The organism is Streptomyces sp. CNS606 (assembly GCF_000426325.1).
The window spans coordinates 59,949-75,813 of the sequence record NZ_KE384521.1; the positions used below are offsets into that span (position 1 = coordinate 59,949).

The window sequence follows — 15,865 nt, forward strand, 5'->3', positions numbered from 1 at the left end:
CACCTGAGCCCCCTGACCGCCCGCCCCGGCCGCGCCGGCCGGGGCGGGCGGTCAGGGGCCGGCGACGAGGCGGTTGGCGGCGGCGGCCTTGGCGGACTCCAGCAGAGCGAGGAGCACGTTCTTGCTGGAGCTGCGGTGGCGGACGTCGCACATGATGACCGGCGCCGGGGTGCGCAGGTTGAGGGCGGTGCGGATCTGGTCGGTGCTGAACTCCCGGCGCCCGTAGAAGCAGTTGACGCCCACGGCGAAGGGGATGCCGCGCTGCTCGAAGAAGTCCACGGAGGCGAAGCAGTCGCTCATCCGGCGGGGGTCGGCGAGGACGACGGCGCCGATGGCGCCGAGCGAGAGGTCGTCCCACATGAACCAGAAGCGGTCCTGGCCGGGGGTGCCGAAGAGGTACAGGACGTGGTCGGCGTCCAGGGTGATGCGGCCGAAGTCCATGGCGACCGTGGTGGTCTTCTTGTCCGGCGTGCCGGCGAGGTCGTCCACGCCGAGGCTCGCCGTGGTCATGTACTCCTCGGTCTCCAGCGGCGCCACTTCGCTGACCGAGCCGATCATGGTGGTCTTGCCGACGCCGAAGCCGCCCGCGATGAGGATCTTCAGTGCCGTCGGCATCGCGACGGGGCCATTCATCCGGTCAGAGTTCGCGTATACCACGAATGACCCTTTCCAGTAGTTCCACGCTCGGTGCGCCGGACTCCGTGCCGGGCACCTTGATGGTGATCATCGATCTGTCGAGCAGGTCGCCGCAGAGCACTTTGACCACGCTCGGGGGGAGGTCCAGGCGGGCGGCGACCTCGGCGACCGCCAGCGGCCGCTCCCGGCAGAGTTCGAGGATGGCCGCCGACTCCGACTGGTCCACGTACCCGGGCGGCAGCATCGAGGGTCCGGTGGCTCTGACCAGCGTGATCAGGGTGAAGTCGGACCGGTCGTGGCTGGTGCGTCCCTGGGTGACCGTGTAGGGCCGGACGAGGTAGCCGGCCCCCTCGTCGAACCACGGCCTGTCCTTCGGAATGCTCAATTCCCCCTGCTGTGCCCGTGGGAGGCGACCTCCGTGCGTGGTGCGGCACTGAGGTATTCCCCGACCTTCTGAACGATCATCGCCATCTCGTACGCGGCTATCCCCGCGTCCACCTGATCCGATGCCAGGACGGCCAGTCGGGCACCGTATCCGGCATTGGTCACGAAGAGGAAGGCGTTGTCCATCTCGATCACGGTCTGCCGGACCTGGCCACCGGAGAAGTGGCGGGCGACGCCGTGCGAGAGGCTCTGCAGTCCGCTGGCGACCGCGGAGAGGTGCTCGGCGTCGTCCCGGGCCATGCCCTCCGACCAGGCCAGCGTCAGACCGTCCTGGGAGAGCAGGATGGCGTGGTGCACTTCGGGAACACCGGCCACCAGATTGTTGAGAAGCCAGTTCAGGTCGCCGCTGGCGGTGGGCTGGGTCATCGTCGTGTGTTCTTCCTCAAGATTCCTGGGAACCGGTGCCGTACTCCGGCCTGTCCATCGGCGCCTCGTGACCGCCGGCGGGGGGTGCCGGCGTCGAGGGCGTGGACGACGAAGCGGGCGATGGGGGCGGAGGGGGCGGAACGGGCCGCGCGTTGCGTGCACGCCGGTTGGCCGACTGGATCGCGCCGATGGCCGCGCCCGCCCTGTCGGGGGACGGCGGGCCGGCGCTCTCCGGCGACTCGTTCGGCGAACGGCGCAGCGGGGCGGCGAGGTTCTCGCCCCGGACCCGGGTCGGGAGGGTCTTCGGCATGGCGATCCCGTCCGGCCCGGGAGGGCTGTCGGCAGGGGCGGCGGAGGGCTCGGGAGCCCGCTCGGCCGACGGTGCGGAGGTGCGCTGGGGAAGGGGAGGGGGAGGCGGCGCGGCGGAGGTACCGCTGCCGTGGTCGGGCCCGCGGCCGGGCCCGCGGCCGTGGTCACGGCCGTAGTCGGGTGCGGCGCCGGGGCCGTTCCCGGGCCCGTCCTCAGGGCCCGGGTAGAGGCCGGCACCGCCGGACATGCGGGGGGAACCGTGGTCGTAGCCACCGCCGTAGGCGCGGTCGTGACTCCGCTCGGAGCCCTGCCCGGACGGGAGTCCGGGGGTGTGCCCGGGGGTCCGGGCGTAGGCGGGTTCGAGCGAGGGACCGGAGCCGTACGAGGCGGCGGGGGCCGGGGCGTGTGGTGCGGGTGCCGGATCTGCGGCCGGGGGCTGCTCGGAGCGCGCGGCCGCCTCCGATGGGCCCGCGTCCGCGGCCGGTTCGTCAGTGCTTGGCAGAAGACCTGCACCTCCGTACGAGGGGAAGCCGTCGCTGTCGTCGCTCGCGGACGCCACGGCGGCCATGGTCATGCCGGATCCGCTCCCCGCCCCCGCGGGTGCCGGTCCGGCGGATGCCGCTGCGGCCGGGGCCGGGAAGGCCGGGGCCGAGGCGGCGGCGGGGAGCGCGGAGGCTGCCGCCGGTTCGGCGGGCAGCGCCGTCTCGCTCACCGAGGAGGACGAGCCCAGGAGCCCGGCACCGGCGGGCATCGGCCGGTCGGCGCTCTCCTGGCGCCGGTCCACGATGCTGGACAGCAGCGACTTGGTCTCCTCCAGCAGCTCGTGCGGCAGCAGCACGATGGCCAGCGTGCCGCCGTAGTGGGAGCGGCGGAGGGAGACTTCGAGGTGGTGCCGGCGGGCAAGGCGGGCGACCACGAAGAGGCCGAGGCGCGGAGTCTCGCCCAGCGACATCATGTCGAGGCGGGGCGGCTCGGACAGCAGCCGGTTGATGTGGGCGTACTTGGCTTCCGGCATGCCCAGGCCGCGGTCCTCGACCTCGAGGGCGAGGCCGTTCGCGACGTGGGAAGCGCTTACGGAGACCTTGGTCTCCGGCGGGGAGAAGGCGGTGCCGTTCTCGATGAGTTCCGCGAGCAGGTGCACGACGTCGGCGACGGCCGGACCGACCAGGGACACCTGGGGGGCGGGCTGGGCGTCGACGCGACGGTAGTCCTCGGTCTCGGATATCGCGCTGCGCAGCACTTCGTAGATCGGGACGGCCCGGCTCCAGCGGCGCACGGGCGGGGCGCCGCCGAGGATGACCAGGTTCTCGGTGTGCCGGCGGACACGGGTGGCGAGGTGGTCGACCGCGAAGATGTCCTTCAGCAGGTCGGAGTCGTGGTGCTTGCGTTCCAGCTCGTCCAGCTTGGGGATGAGTCGGGATATCAGCACCTGGGTGCGGCGGGCCAGTCCGAGGAACACCTGCTCGGAGCCTTCGCGGCCGCGGGCCTGCTCGGCGAGGGTGTCGCCGACGGACTTGCGCAGCTGGTGCAGCGCGTAGGCCATGGCGCCGACCTCGTCGTCGCCGTGGCTGCGGTCCGGTGCGGGCTCCTCGGGAAGCTTCTTGTCGCCGGTGGTGAGCTGCCGTACGAGCTGCGGCAGTCCGGTTCCGGCCAGTTCCACGGTCTCCCGGTGGAGCCGGTGGAGGCGGCCGGTGAGACCGCGGGAGTACCGCCAGACCAGCAGACAGGTGGTGATGAGTACGGCGCCGGCGACGATGCTGCCGATGGCGACCCACATCACCAGCTCGTCGGCACGCGCCGGGTTCTCCTCGGTCTGCCGTTCGACGACCAGCGCGGTGGCCGCGAACGCCCAGAGCCCGACGAGAACGATGACAGGCGTCACTGTCAGCAGGACGAGCGAGTGTGTCAGGGACTTACCGTGCACGGCTCTGTGTGCCGTAGGCCTACTTGACAAACCTGGCATCTGCGTCCTCGTGCGAAGGTGTCAGCAAGGAGTTTCAGTGGGTTCCGCCCACGCCAAGCGCCTTTCGCGCAGCGTCGGTTGACCGGTCATCGTCGCGTACCGACTGACTGCCGAACCGTATCAGGGTCGTAGTGCGCCTTCGACAGTAAGAGGAGAGCTCGGTAGACGGCGGTCCCATTCGCCCGGATAGCGACGGCACACGGACACGACCGGTGACGCATGTGTGCGCGAACGACGTCGCCCGCTCACCTTCCGTTCACATGGCGGCCAGCAGTTGCGGGGTGTAGAGCGCCTTGATGGTGGCGGCTCCGGCGACGATGTCGAAGTAGGTGGCGGTGAGCTCCGCGTCCTTGGCGACGGCGCGCAGCAGGGTGAGCCGCTGGTCGTGCACCTCCAGCCGGGCGGCGGACAGCGTGCCCTGGTAGCCGTCGGTCAGCGCCTCGTCCCGCTCGAGCGCGTAGCCGGCGAGCGCGGCGTCCAGCCCGGCGGGGTCGTGGAGGTCGGCGCCGACGTGCCGGACCAGGCACTCGGCCTGGAAGAAGGCGTCGCTGATGCCGCGCGCGGTGATGGAGTCCTTGTGGTGACCGGCGTCGCCGACCAGGGCCCAGCCGGGGCCGGCGGCCTGCCGGAAGTAGTTCTGCTGGTCGCCGGTGCCGCGCAGCCGCTCCATCGGCAGCCGGCCGCGCAGCCGGTCGGCGAGGGCGGGCGCGGTGGTGCGTATCTGCTCGAGGTAGGCGCGCTGCGCGTCGGTGCGCACCTCGTCGAAGCGGTCCTGCGGGAAGTAGGTAAGCACCAGAGTCGCGGCGTCGTTGGTGGGGACGGCGGCCACCCAGGCGCCGGGGCGCTCGTACAGCTCGAAGCAGGCGGGGACGTCGTCCCAGTAGGAGTAGTAGGCGCAGGTGAGGCGCGGGTCCTCGACGGTGAAGGGGGCCTCGACGAGCCGGGCGACGGTGGAGCGCATGCCGTCCGCGCCGACGACCAGCGGCGCGTGCTCGGTGAAGCGCCGGCCGCCGTAGGTGCCCTGCACGCCGACGACGCGTCCGGTCTCGTCGTGCAGGAGGGCGTTCACGGAGCAGCGTTCGCGGACCTCGACGCCTGCTTCGGCCGCCGCCTCCACCAGCAGGGCGTCGAGCACGCGGCGGCGCGGTGCGTAGCCCGCACGCTGGCCGTCTACGCCGTGGCCGCAACCCTCCAGGCGGACGTCCGCGACCTCGTAGACGGCACGTTCCAGCGGCGGGCAGCCGGTGGCGCGCAGCCGGTCGAGCAGACCCCAGCGGGCGAGCGTGGCGACGCCGGGCTGGTGGATGAGGTGGGTGGAGAGGGTGTCGGACGGGAACTCCGCCCGGTCCATCAGCAGCACCCGGTATCCGGCGCGGGCGAGCAGCATGGCCGTCGGGGAGCCCGCGCAGCGGGCGCCGACCACGATGGCGTCGAACATGTACGGCCTCACAGGTCTTCGGGGCGTGCTCACGGGGGCGTGCTCACAGTGCTCTCGCGGTTCACGTGGTCCGGCCGGGCTTCACCGGGCGGTCGGCGCGGACTGCCCGACCCGGGCGAGCACCGCGCGGCGGTCGATCTTGCCGTTGGTGTTGTGCGGCATCTCGGCCAGCACCTCGATACGCCGGGGCAGCATGTACTCCGGCAGCCGGCCGCGCAGTCCGGCGAACAGGGTGTCCGCGTCGAGGCCGGTGCCGGTGACGGCGGCGACCAGTTCCTGCTGGCCGTCCGGTCCGGGGACGGCGACGACGGCGGCCTCGGTCACGCCGGGCCGGGTGCGCAACGGGCCCTCGACCTCACCGAGTTCGATGCGGTAGCCGCGGACCTTGACCTGGTGGTCGGTGCGGCCGAGGTGCACCAGCCCGAAGTCCTCCCGGGCCACCCGGTCGCCGGTGCGGTACCAGTGCGCCTCGGTGAGCGGCCCGCTGCCGTCGTACGGGTGGACGGTGCCGTCGTCGTCGATGGCGAGGAAGCGTCCGGCGTCGTCGGCGGCGTCCAGGTAGCCGGGGAAGCGCTGGGGACCGCGTACACACAGCTCCCCGACGTCGCCCGGCCGGCCCTGCTCGTCGAGCACCACGACCTCGGTGGTGGGGTACGGCTCGCCGATCGGCATGGTGCCGTTCGGCGTCTGTGGCCAGTCCTCGACGCGGGGGCCCGGGCGGTACTGGGTGCAGGAGATGGTGGCCTCCGTCGGCCCGTACAGCACTTCGAGGGTGGAGCCGGGTGCGGCGGCCTGCCAGGCGCGGGCCAGCGGCGCGGGCAGCGCCTCGCCGCCGAAGATGCTCCAGCGCAGGTCCGGCATGCTGTCCGGGCGCAGGGTGCCCAGCCGGGAGGCGAACGACGCGATCGCGGGCACCGAGAACCAGTGCGTGAGGCGGCGGGAGTTCACGAACTTCACCGGCGCCATGAGCTGCGCCTGGGTGGGGACGACCAGGGTGCCGCCGGAGGCCCAGGCGACGAACAGGTCGTGCACCGAGCCGTCGAAGGTGAGCTCGAAGGACTGGGAGAGCCGGGAGCCGGGACCGATGGCGTACCGCTGGGCGATGTGCGCCAGGTGGGTGCAGATGTTGCGGTGCAGGACCGGCACACCCTTCGGAGTGCCGGTGGAGCCGGAGGTGAAGATCACGTACGCCACGTCGCCCGGTCCCGCCGGTCCGGGCTCGACGGCGACGGTGGCGGCGTGGTCGGCGCCCGGAGTGACGTCGTCCCGGTCCAGGACCAGCAGCGGTACGCCGGTCTCCTTCCCGGCCTCGGCGTCCTCGGCGACCGTCAGGTCGAGGCCGGCCGCCCCCGCGACGGCCGCGTTGCGGCCGGGCGGGAAGCCCGGGTTGAGCGGCACCACGGTGGCACCGGTGCGCAGGATCGCGAGGTAGCCGACGTACGCGGCGGTCGTACGGCCGGCCAGCAGGCCGACCCGGCGGGGCGGCGCTCCGCCGGCGGCGGAGGTGAGGCGGGCGGCGGCACGGTCTGCGAGATGCCGCAGCTCGGCGTACGTCAGGCGGTCGTCGCCGATCTCCAGGGCGGTGGCGTCGGGGTGGGCGGCCGCCGCACGGGAGAAGACCTCGTAGAGCGTTCTCGGTGCGGTGGTGCTCGCGGTGCTCGCGGTGGTGCTCGCGGCGGTCATGCGACCTTCGCCTCCAGGCCGGAGATCCACGCGCGAAAGGCGCGCACGGTGCGCAGCTCCGCCAGGTCTTCGATGTCGACCTCCAGCCCGTGCTGTTCGGCGAGCTGGAGCACGATGCCGAGGCGGGCGAGGGAGTCGATGCCGATCTCCGCGAGCTGCGAGTCGTCCGAGTAGGCGGTACGGGCGTGTTCGCGCAGCACCCGGCCGGCGAGGTCCGGTGCCTCGCCGTCCGCGTCCAGGTCGGGGGTCTCGCCCGCCCAGTAGCGGCGGGTCTGCCAGGCGTAGTGCGGCAGCGGGACGAAGCGTCCGGCCTGCGGGAACACCTCGGCCCAGGGCGGGAGTACGCCGGCCCGGTACTGCTCGGCGGCGGCCTCCAGCAGCTCCCGGCGCTTGACGTCGGCGGACCGCAGGCCCAGGTAGCGCTCCGCCATGCTGGCCAGCGCGCCCTTGCGTCGGTCCTGGCCGGCGGGCGGTTCGGCCGGCGGGACGGCGTCCGGCACCGCGGCGACCTGGAGTGCTTCCGCCAGCTCCTCGTGGGTGGCGCCGATCACGGCGAGCCGGTGCTGTTGGTGTTCTCTGCGGGTGGCGGCGCTGAAGCAGACGTCGGCCAGCGGCAGGACCGAGCCGCGTCCGCCGGGGGACAGGTAGCGGACGTACGCCTCGGCGAGGTCGGCGAGCGCCTGCGGCGAGCGCGCGGACACGGCGAGCAGCTGCGGCTCGGCGCCGTGTTCCGGTGCGGGCGCCAGCGCCGGGTCGATCGCACGGGTCTGGCCCTGGCTGAGCACCAGGTGGGCGTTGAGGCAGGACGCGCCCTGGCCGGAGACACCGGCCAGCAGCGGCCGTTCGCGGCCCGAGAGGTCCTGCGGTTTGGCGGGCAGCTCCAGCGGGAGTTCGTCCCAGGGGACCAGCGGGTTGGGGGTGTCGAAGTGCAGGTTTCCGGGGACCTGCTCGTGCTCCAGACACAGCACCGTCTTGATGAGGCCGGCGATGCTTCCGGCCGCTTCGGCGTGCCCGATATTGGTCTTGACCGATCCGACCAGGCAGGGCCGCTCCGCGGGCCTGCCCTCGCCCAGGACGCTGCCGAGCGCGCCGAGTTCGAGGTGGTCGAGTGAGGGCGAGCCGGTGCCGTGCGCCTCCACGAAGTCGATGTCCGCCGGATTCACCCCGGCATCCTCGTACGCCCACCGCAGTACGTCCAGTTGTCCCTCGAGGGAGGGCAGCAGAAGCGAGTCGCCGGTGCCGCCGTCGTTGCCGACGGCGCTGCCGCGGATGACGGCGCGTATCCGGTCGCCGTCGGCGAGCGCGGCGGCCAGCGGCTTGAGCACGACCACGCCGACGCCGTCGCTCGGCGAGTAGCCGTCGGCGCCCGCGTCGCCGAACTTGCTGCGTCCGTCGCGGGCGAGGGTGCCGGCCTGGGTCATCATCACGCCCTCGTCGGGACGCAGCGGGATGTTGACGCCTGCGGCCAGGGCGAGGGGTATCTCCCCGGCGCGCATCGCCTGCACGGCGGAGTGCACGGCGGAGAGCGACGAGGAGCAGGCGGTGTCGACCAGGATGCTGGGTCCGCGCAGGTCGAGGGCGCGGGAGACGCGTCCGGGCAGCAGGGGACGGAAGTTGTGGAAGTAGGAGGGCGCGACGGACTGGAGGCCCTGGCGGAACTGGATCTCCAGGTAGTCGGCCCGTGTGTTGCCGACGTAGACGCCGGTGCGGCTTCCCGCGAGATCCCCGGCACACTGGCCGGCGTCCTCCAGCGCCTCCCAGGACGTCATGAGCAACAGGCGTGCCTGCGGGTCGAGTTCGGCGGCCTCGGTGGGGGACATGCCGAAGAACTCGGCGTCGAAGTCGCCGGCCCCTTCGACGTAGCCCGCCCGGCGGGCGGCGAGGGTGCCGGGCTCGGATCCGGCGGAGTAGAGGGCTTCGACGTCGTAGCGTTCCGCCGGCGTCTCGCTCGTCGCGTCGATGCCGGCCTCGAGTAGTTCCCACAACCGATCGGCGTCCGCCGCACCGGGGAACCGGCAGGCCAGGCCGATGACAGCCACGGAGCGCGCATCGACATCTCCTGCGGACCTGCCACCCATCGGAACTCTCCTTCACTGCGTTGTGTGCTTGTTTCTTGACCGGCCGTCGACAAGCGAACCCGCCAATGATCAATGACGAAAGCGCATACGTGAACCCGGAGGACGCGAGCTGAACCACACACTCCGGTTTTGCCTGGAGGGCCGATTGTCCTACGCAAGGACGAATCAGGCCCATCGGCATGAAGCCAACTGGCGCAAAGTCACCGGGTGTCGGTTAAACACGCAGGACTGTGGACAGCCTGAGAGATTGACCACACGGCAACTGATACCGGCATGTGCCTGCGGCAGCAGCCACCGCTTGTCCCCGATGTTGCCCGGGGGGCGGTGCGGAAGACGATATTCTGGTTTCATGGGCGGCCATGGACCCCGTGACGCCCGATCAGCCTGATGACGCCGAGCGGCGTCGGCGACGCCTGCAGCGCCTCGGCCTCAACGCACCCGACCCCGAGGCCGAATTCGACCGCACGGCGCGGATCGCCGCAAGCCTGACCCAGGCTCCGCTCGCCATGGTCAACTTCATCAACGACAAGCAGCAGATGTTCCGCGGCATGTACGCCCCGCGGTCCGGCGACGACGACGGCCAGGAGCGCCGCGCCGTCTCCTTCGACCTCAGCGACATCCCGGACATCCCCCGCTCCGCCCCCACCGACTACGGCTTCTGCCCGCACGTCGTCGCGCAGGGTGCACAGCTCGCCCTCGACGACGTCTTCGACTACCCCCGCTTCAAGGGCAACCCGCTGGTCAACGAGATGGGCGTGCGGGCCTACCTCGGTACGCCGCTGCGCGACCACACCGGCGTCATCCTGGGCACGGTGTGCGTCGCCGACATGCGGCCCCGCGAGTGGGACCGCGGCGTGAAGGAGAGCATGCAGCAGCTCGCCGAGACGCTGCTGTCGGAGTTCCGCCTGCGCGACAGCCTGCTCACCCAGCAGGAGGAGATGTTCGCCGTCTTCGACGGCGCCCCCTGGCCCATCATGCTCACCGAGGGCCCGAAGCACGTGCTGCGCTACGCCAACGGCCGCCAGGGCGACGCGTTCGGCCGCGTCCAGCGCCTCAGCGAGGGCCGTACGGTACTGCCCGGCCTGGACACGGTCGGCGTCTTCAAGGCCATGGACGACGCGTACCGCACCGGCCAGACGACCACCCTGGCGGAGGCGCGCCTCATCACGCGGGACGCCGACACCCCGCAGACCTACTCCTTCACCTGCACTCCCGTGCGCCTCTCCCCGAACGCGCCGGTCAGTGGCATCCTCACGGTCGCGATGAACATCACCTCGCGCCCGGCGACGGAGGACCCGCAGCAGGTCGCCGCCGAGTTCACGCAGCAGCTCGCGCAGTTCGGCACCGGCGACGGGTGGACGCAGCAGCACGGCGGCCCCAGCGGCATGTACCTCCGGTAAGGCGGTCCTCGGGTGCGGGGCGGAGCCCCGCACCCCGGCCAGGCACGGCCCGCACCCCGGCCAGGCACGGCCCCACGCCTGAGGCTGGGAACGGCAGGCCGGCCGCGGGCCCGGCGCGGAACCGTTCGACCGCGCCGGGCGGGTGCGGCGGGGGTCAGTCGGCGTCGCCCTCGAGGTCGCCCTCGGCCTCGAGCAGCACCTCCCGGAGCGCCGCGACCGCGGCGGGGTCCGGCTTCTCCCACATGCCGCGCGACTCGGCCTCCAGCAGCCGCTCCGCGATGCCGTGCAGCGCCCACGGGTTGGCCTGCTGGAGGAACTCCCGGTTCTCCGGGTCCAGTACGTAGGTTTCGGCCAGTTTGTCGTACATCCAGTCGGCGACCACGCCCGTGGTGGCGTCGTAGCCGAAGAGGTAGTCGACCGTGGCGGCCAGTTCGAAGGCGCCCTTGTACCCGTGGCGGCGCATCGCCGCGATCCAGCGGGGGTTGACCACGCGGGCGCGGAAGACGCGTGAGGTCTCCTCCACCAGGGTGCGGGTGCGTACGGTCTCGGGACGCGTGGAGTCCCCGATGTACGCCTCCGGCGCGCTGCCGCGCAGCGCGCGCACGGTGGCCACCATGCCGCCGTGGTACTGGAAGTAGTCGTCCGAGTCGGCGATGTCGTGCTCGCGGGTGTCGGTGTTCTTCGCCGCCACCGCGATGCGCCGGTAGGCGCTCTCCATCGCCTCCCGGGCCGGCGCTCCGTCCAGCCCGCGGCCGTAGGCGTATCCGCCCCACACCGTGTAGACCTCGGCCAGATCGGCGTCGGTGCGCCAGTCGCGGGAGTCGATCAGCTGGAGCAGGCCGGCGCCGTAGGTGCCCGGTCGTGAGCCGAAGATGCGGGTGGTGGCGCGGCGTTCGTCGCCGTGCTCGGCGATCTCGGCGCGGGTGTGCGCGCGGACGTGGTTGTCCTGGTCCGGCTCGTCGAGGGACGCGGCGAGCCGGACGGCGTCGTCCAGCAGGCCGACGGTGTGCGGGAACGCGTCCCGGAAGAAGCCCGAGATGCGCAGCGTCACGTCGATGCGCGGGCGCCCCAGATCCTCAAGGGGCACCGGTTCCAGGCCGGTGACGCGGCGGGACGCGTCGTCCCACACGGGCCGTACGCCCAGCAGCGCCAGCGCCTCGGCCACGTCGTCCCCGGCGGTGCGCATCGCGCTGGTGCCCCACAGCGACAGACCCACGGAGGCCGGCCAGACGCCGTTGTCGGTGCGGTAGCGCTCCAGCAGCGAGTCAGCGAGCGCCTGCCCCGTCTCCCACGCGAGGCGCGAGGGCACGGCCTTGGGGTCCACGGAGTAGAAGTTGCGGCCGGTGGGCAGCACGTTGACCAGCCCGCGCAGCGGTGAGCCGGACGGCCCGGCCGGCACGAACCCGCCGGCCAGCGCGTGCACCGCGTGGTCGATCTCGTCCGTCGTGGCGGCCAGCCTGGGCACCACCTCGCGGGCGGCGAACTCCAGGATGCGGGCCACCTGTTCGTTCTCCCCCGCGGCCACCTCGGAGACCGCGGACGGTTCCCAGCCGGCGTCCTCCATGGCCTGCACCAGAGCCCGCGCCCGCTCCTCCGCCGCGTCGGCTGCCGTACGGGTCGCCGCGGCCTCGTCCAGGCCGAGTGCTTCGCGCAGACCGGGGAGGGCGGAGGTGCCACCCCAGATCTGACGGGCCCGCAGCACCGCCAGCACCAGGTTGACGCGCTCCGGTCCGGTCGGGGCGCCGCCCAGGACGTGCAGGCCGTCGCGGATCTGCGCGTCCTTCACCTCGCACAGCCAGCCGTCCACGTGCAGCAGGAAGTCGTCGAAGCCGTCGTCGTCCGGACGGTCCGCCATCCCCAGGTCGTGGTCGAGCTTCGCGGCCTGGATCAGCGTCCAGATCTGGGCGCGGATGGCGGGCAGTTTGGCCGGGTCCATCGCGGAGATCTGCGCGTACTCGTCGAGGAGTTGCTCCAGTCGCGCGATGTCGCCGTAGGAGTCGGCGCGGGCCATCGGCGGCACCAGGTGGTCGATCAGCGTGGCGTGCACCCGGCGTTTGGCCTGCGTGCCCTCGCCCGGGTCGTTGACCAGGAAGGGGTACACCAGCGGCAGGTCGCCCAGCGCCGCGTCGGGCGCGCAGCCCGCGGACAGGCCGGCGTTCTTGCCGGGCAGCCATTCCAGGTTGCCGTGCTTGCCCAGGTGGATCATCGCGTCCGCGCCGAAACCCCCCTCCCCGTCCGGGGCGGCGATCCAGCGGTACGCGGCCAGGTAGTGGTGCGACGGGGGCAGGTCGGGGTCGTGGTAGATCGCGACCGGGTTCTCCCCGAAGCCGCGCGGCGGCTGGATCAGCACCAGCAGGTTCCCGAACCGCAGCGCGGCGAGCACGATGTCGCCCTCGTCGTTGCGGCTGCGGTCGACGAACATCTCCCCCGGCGGCGGCCCCCAGTGCTCCTCCACGGCCTGCCGCAGCGCCGGGTCCAGCTCGGCGAACCAGCGCCGGTAGTCGGCGGCCGGGATGCGCACCGGGTTCCGGGCCAACTGCTCCTCGGTCAGCCAGTCCTGATCGTGGCCGCCCGCGTCGATCAGGGCGCGGATCAGCTCGTCGCCGTCTCCGGATGCCAGCCCCGGGATCTCGGCGTCGCCGAAGTCGTAACCCTCGGCGCGCAGCCGGCGCAGCAGCGTCACGGCGCTGGCGGGCGTGTCCAGGCCGACCGCGTTGCCGATCCGGGAGTGCTTCGTCGGGTACGCGGACAGCACCAGGGCGATCCGCTTGTCCGGGGGCGGCAGGTGGCGCAGGCGGGCGTGCCGGAGGGCGATCCCCGCGACGCGGGCGGCCCGTTCGCGGTCGGGCACGTAGGCGGGCAGGCCGTCCGGGTCGATCTCCTTGAAGGAGAACGGCACGGTGATCAGCCGCCCGTCGAACTCCGGCACGGCGATCTGACCGGCCGCGTCCAGCGGGGACACCCCCTCGTCGTTCTCCTCCCAGGCGGCACGCGAACCCGTCAGGCACAGCGCCTGGAGGATCGGCACGTCCAGCGAGGTGAGCGCGCCCGCGTCCCAGGACTCGTCGTCGCCGCCCGCCGACGCCTCGGCGGGGCGGGTGCCGCCCGCCGCCAGCACGGTGGTGACGATCGCGTCGGCCGCGCGCAGTGCGTCGATCAGCTCCGGCTCGGGAGCACGCAGGGACGCCACGTACAGGGGGAGCGCGCGGGCACCCGCCTCCTCCAGCGCAGCGCACAACGCCTCCACGAAGGCGGTGTTGCCGCTCATGTGGTGCGCCCGGTAGTAGAGGACGGCGACCGTGGGGGCGCCGTCGGCGGGTGCGGGGGCCGTGCGTTCCAGCGGGCCCCAGGTCGGCGCGGCGGCGGGCGGCTCGAAGCCGTGTCCGGTGAGCAGCACTGTGTCGGACAGGAACCGCGCGAGCTGCTCGAGGTTGCCGGGACCGCCGTGCGCGAGGTAGCGGTGCGCCTCGGCGGCGATCCCGACGGGCACCGTCGACGCCGCCATCAGCTGGGCGTCCGGGGCCTGTTCACCGGTCAGCACCACCACCGGCCGGTCCCCGGCGAGCAGCGCGTCCAGCCCGTCCTCCCAGGCCCGCAGCCCGCCCAGCAGCCGGACGACGACCAGGCCGGTGCCGTCCAGGAGCCCCGGCAGGTCGTCCAGGTCCAGGCGGGAGGGGTTGGCGAAGCGGTAGCGCACGGGACCGCCGGCCGCGCGGGCGCTGAGCAGGTCGGTGTCTGACGTCGACAGCAGCAGGACGGCCGGGGAGCCGGAGGAGTCGGGTGCGGATCCGGGGGAGTCGGCGGGCTGCGGGTCTCGTTCCGCGGGCGAAAGCGGCATGCGACGTGAAGCCTTCCTCGGGGTGTCCACGCCCCGGGCGGTGTCGGACGGCGGGAGTTCCTGGCTCGTCCGGTTCCTTGGCACCGGACTCACAGTGGCGGGACCGCGCCGGAATCGCACCGGGCTTCCTCCCCTGTCGCCGTCAACGGCGATGACGGGCGTACGACCCGCCGACCAGCATCGTAAGCGCAACGCAGGTGCTCCGAGCCGTGATCCGGGGCATACGGTCCGGGCGCCTTCCGTCTGTATGCTCGCCGCGATGCCGACGCCCCGTGGCCGCACCTCAGCGAGCCCTGCCCCCGTCACGGCCCCCGTCCGGGGCCGCGACGACGCCTGCCCGGGCGCGCTGCGGCTGCACGCCGCGGACGACGGCGCCCTGGCACGGGTACGGGTGCCCGGCGGTGCGCTCACCGCCGCCCAGGCACACCTGCTCGCCGACACGGCGGACCGTCTCGGCGACGGCGCCCTCCACCTCACCTCGCGTGGCAACGTCCAGCTCCGCGGACTCGCCGCCGGCTGCGGCGCCGAACTCGCCGCCCGGCTGCGGGAGGCGGGACTGCTGCCCTCCGCCGCGCACGAACGGGTGCGCAACGTGGTGGCCACCCCGCTGTCCGGCCTGGACGCCCGCGGGCACGCCGACGTCCGGCCGTGGGTCCGCGAGTTGGACCGCCTGCTGTGCGCCGACCCGGGGGCAGCCGGTCTTTCCGGGCGCTTCCTCTTCGCCTTCGACGACGGCCGCGGCGACGTCGCCGCGCTGGGTGCCGACGTGACGGTGACGGCGGCGACGCCCGCGCCGGGTGCCGACGGCCCGGCGGACGCGTCCGCCACGGCCGTGGTCCGGGTCGGCACCTCCGGCGCGGCGGTCACCGTCCCGGCGGCGGACGCTCCGGGCGCCGCGCTGTACGCCGCACAGACCTTCCTCGCCCTCGGCACCGGCGCCTGGCGCTTCTCCGACGCCCCGGACACGGCCGCCGCCGTCACCGAGGCGCTGCGCACCCGTTTCGGACGGCCGTCCCCCGTACCGGGCGCGGGCCCCGCCACCGGTGGCGGGCACGACGCCGGCGCCCCACGCGTGCGCGACGCCGCCGGGGCGGGCCGCGCAACCCCGGGCGCGCACGTCGAAGGGGCGGGACCCGCGCCCGGCGTGGTCGTGGCGCCCGGGGGCGGGCATGCCGTCCTGTGCGTGACCGCGCCACTGGGAACCCTCACGTCCGACCAGGCGCGCCTGCTCGCCGACCTGGCGCTCACCCGGGGCAGCGGCGTACTCCGCGTCACCCCGTGGCGCGGCGTCGTCGTGCCGGGACTCGCGTCGGCTTCGGCGGCCGCCGCGTCGGCGGAGACCGGAGCGGCCGGCCTGGTCACCTCGGCCGCCTCGCCGTGGTTCGGCCTCGGTGCCTGCGCGGGACGCCCGGGCTGCGCGGCGTCGCTGTCCGACGTCCGCGCGGACGCCCTCGCCGCGGCCGCCGCCCACGACTCCCGGCCGCCGCTGCCGGTGTACCTGTCGGGCTGCCCCCGTCGCTGCGGACGTCCGAAGGGCCCGCACGTGGACGCCGTCGCCACCGGCGACGGCCGCTACGAGGTGTCCGTGCCCGCCACGGACGACACCGGGGAGTTCGCCGCCGCGCTCACCGCCGCCGCAGCGGCACGCACCACCACCGCCGACGGGTGACCGGATGAGCGGCGACCAGACGACCGGGACCACCGAGAGGG

10 protein-coding genes and 1 riboswitch are annotated in these 15,865 nt (G+C 73.3%); of the genes, 2 read left to right on the forward strand and 8 right to left on the reverse strand.

From position 1 onward, the window contains the following. Positions 1-51: 51 nt before the first annotated feature. From K304_RS0120920 to K304_RS30395, 7 genes are all read right to left on the reverse strand, one after another. The gene (locus K304_RS0120920) at positions 52-633 is read right to left on the reverse strand and encodes a GTP-binding protein (protein WP_078529461.1); all 582 of its coding nucleotides are present in this window, start codon (positions 631-633) and stop codon (positions 52-54) included. A 4-nt stretch (positions 634-637) separates the two neighbouring features. Continuing rightward, positions 638-1,021, reverse strand: coding sequence for a DUF742 domain-containing protein (locus tag K304_RS0120925; RefSeq protein ID WP_027765312.1), 384 nt, complete (start codon positions 1,019-1,021; stop codon positions 638-640). After that, positions 1,018-1,446, reverse strand: coding sequence for a roadblock/LC7 domain-containing protein (locus K304_RS0120930; RefSeq protein ID WP_027765313.1), 429 nt, complete (start codon positions 1,444-1,446; stop codon positions 1,018-1,020). Before K304_RS0120930 ends, K304_RS0120925 begins: the two co-directional genes overlap by 4 nt. 16 nt (positions 1,447-1,462) lie before the next feature. Then, on the reverse strand, positions 1,463-3,637 hold the full coding sequence (locus tag K304_RS31830; protein ID WP_051308673.1) for an ATP-binding protein: 2,175 nt from the start codon (positions 3,635-3,637) through the stop codon (positions 1,463-1,465). Between the two features lie 337 nt (positions 3,638-3,974). Next, positions 3,975-5,156 carry an FAD-dependent monooxygenase gene (locus tag K304_RS0120940; RefSeq protein ID WP_027765314.1) on the reverse strand — a complete coding sequence of 394 codons (1,182 nt, stop codon included), beginning with the start codon at positions 5,154-5,156 and terminating at the stop codon, positions 3,975-3,977. Positions 5,157-5,237: 81 nt separating this feature from the next. Then, complete coding sequence (locus tag K304_RS30390) at positions 5,238-6,839, reverse strand: amino acid adenylation domain-containing protein (protein WP_051308674.1); 1,602 nt, start codon at positions 6,837-6,839, stop codon at positions 5,238-5,240. Beyond that, complete coding sequence (locus tag K304_RS30395; RefSeq protein WP_486591763.1) at positions 6,836-8,878, reverse strand: beta-ketoacyl synthase N-terminal-like domain-containing protein; 2,043 nt, start codon at positions 8,876-8,878, stop codon at positions 6,836-6,838. Before K304_RS30395 ends, K304_RS30390 begins: the two co-directional genes overlap by 4 nt. A 398-nt stretch (positions 8,879-9,276) precedes the next feature. Between K304_RS30395 and K304_RS31835 the strand changes: the two genes are divergently transcribed. Next, entirely contained in the window at positions 9,277-10,317 is a 1,041-nt protein-coding gene (locus K304_RS31835; RefSeq protein ID WP_051308676.1) for a GAF domain-containing protein, read from the forward strand. Positions 10,318-10,471: 154 nt separating this feature from the next. Here the strand turns inward: K304_RS31835 and cobN are convergent, their stop codons facing one another. Continuing rightward, a complete protein-coding gene (cobN, locus tag K304_RS0120960) occupies positions 10,472-14,155 on the reverse strand; it encodes a cobaltochelatase subunit CobN (RefSeq protein ID WP_078529473.1) in 3,684 nt (1,227 codons plus the stop codon). A gap of 35 nt (positions 14,156-14,190) precedes the next feature. Next, a riboswitch (cobalamin riboswitch) is annotated at positions 14,191-14,342 on the reverse strand. A 72-nt stretch (positions 14,343-14,414) separates the two neighbouring features. Between cobN and cobG the strand changes: the two genes are divergently transcribed. Then, positions 14,415-15,824 carry a precorrin-3B synthase gene (gene cobG, locus K304_RS0120965; protein WP_486591764.1) on the forward strand — a complete coding sequence of 470 codons (1,410 nt, stop codon included), beginning with the start codon at positions 14,415-14,417 and terminating at the stop codon, positions 15,822-15,824. The last annotated feature ends 41 nt before the right edge of the window (positions 15,825-15,865 follow it).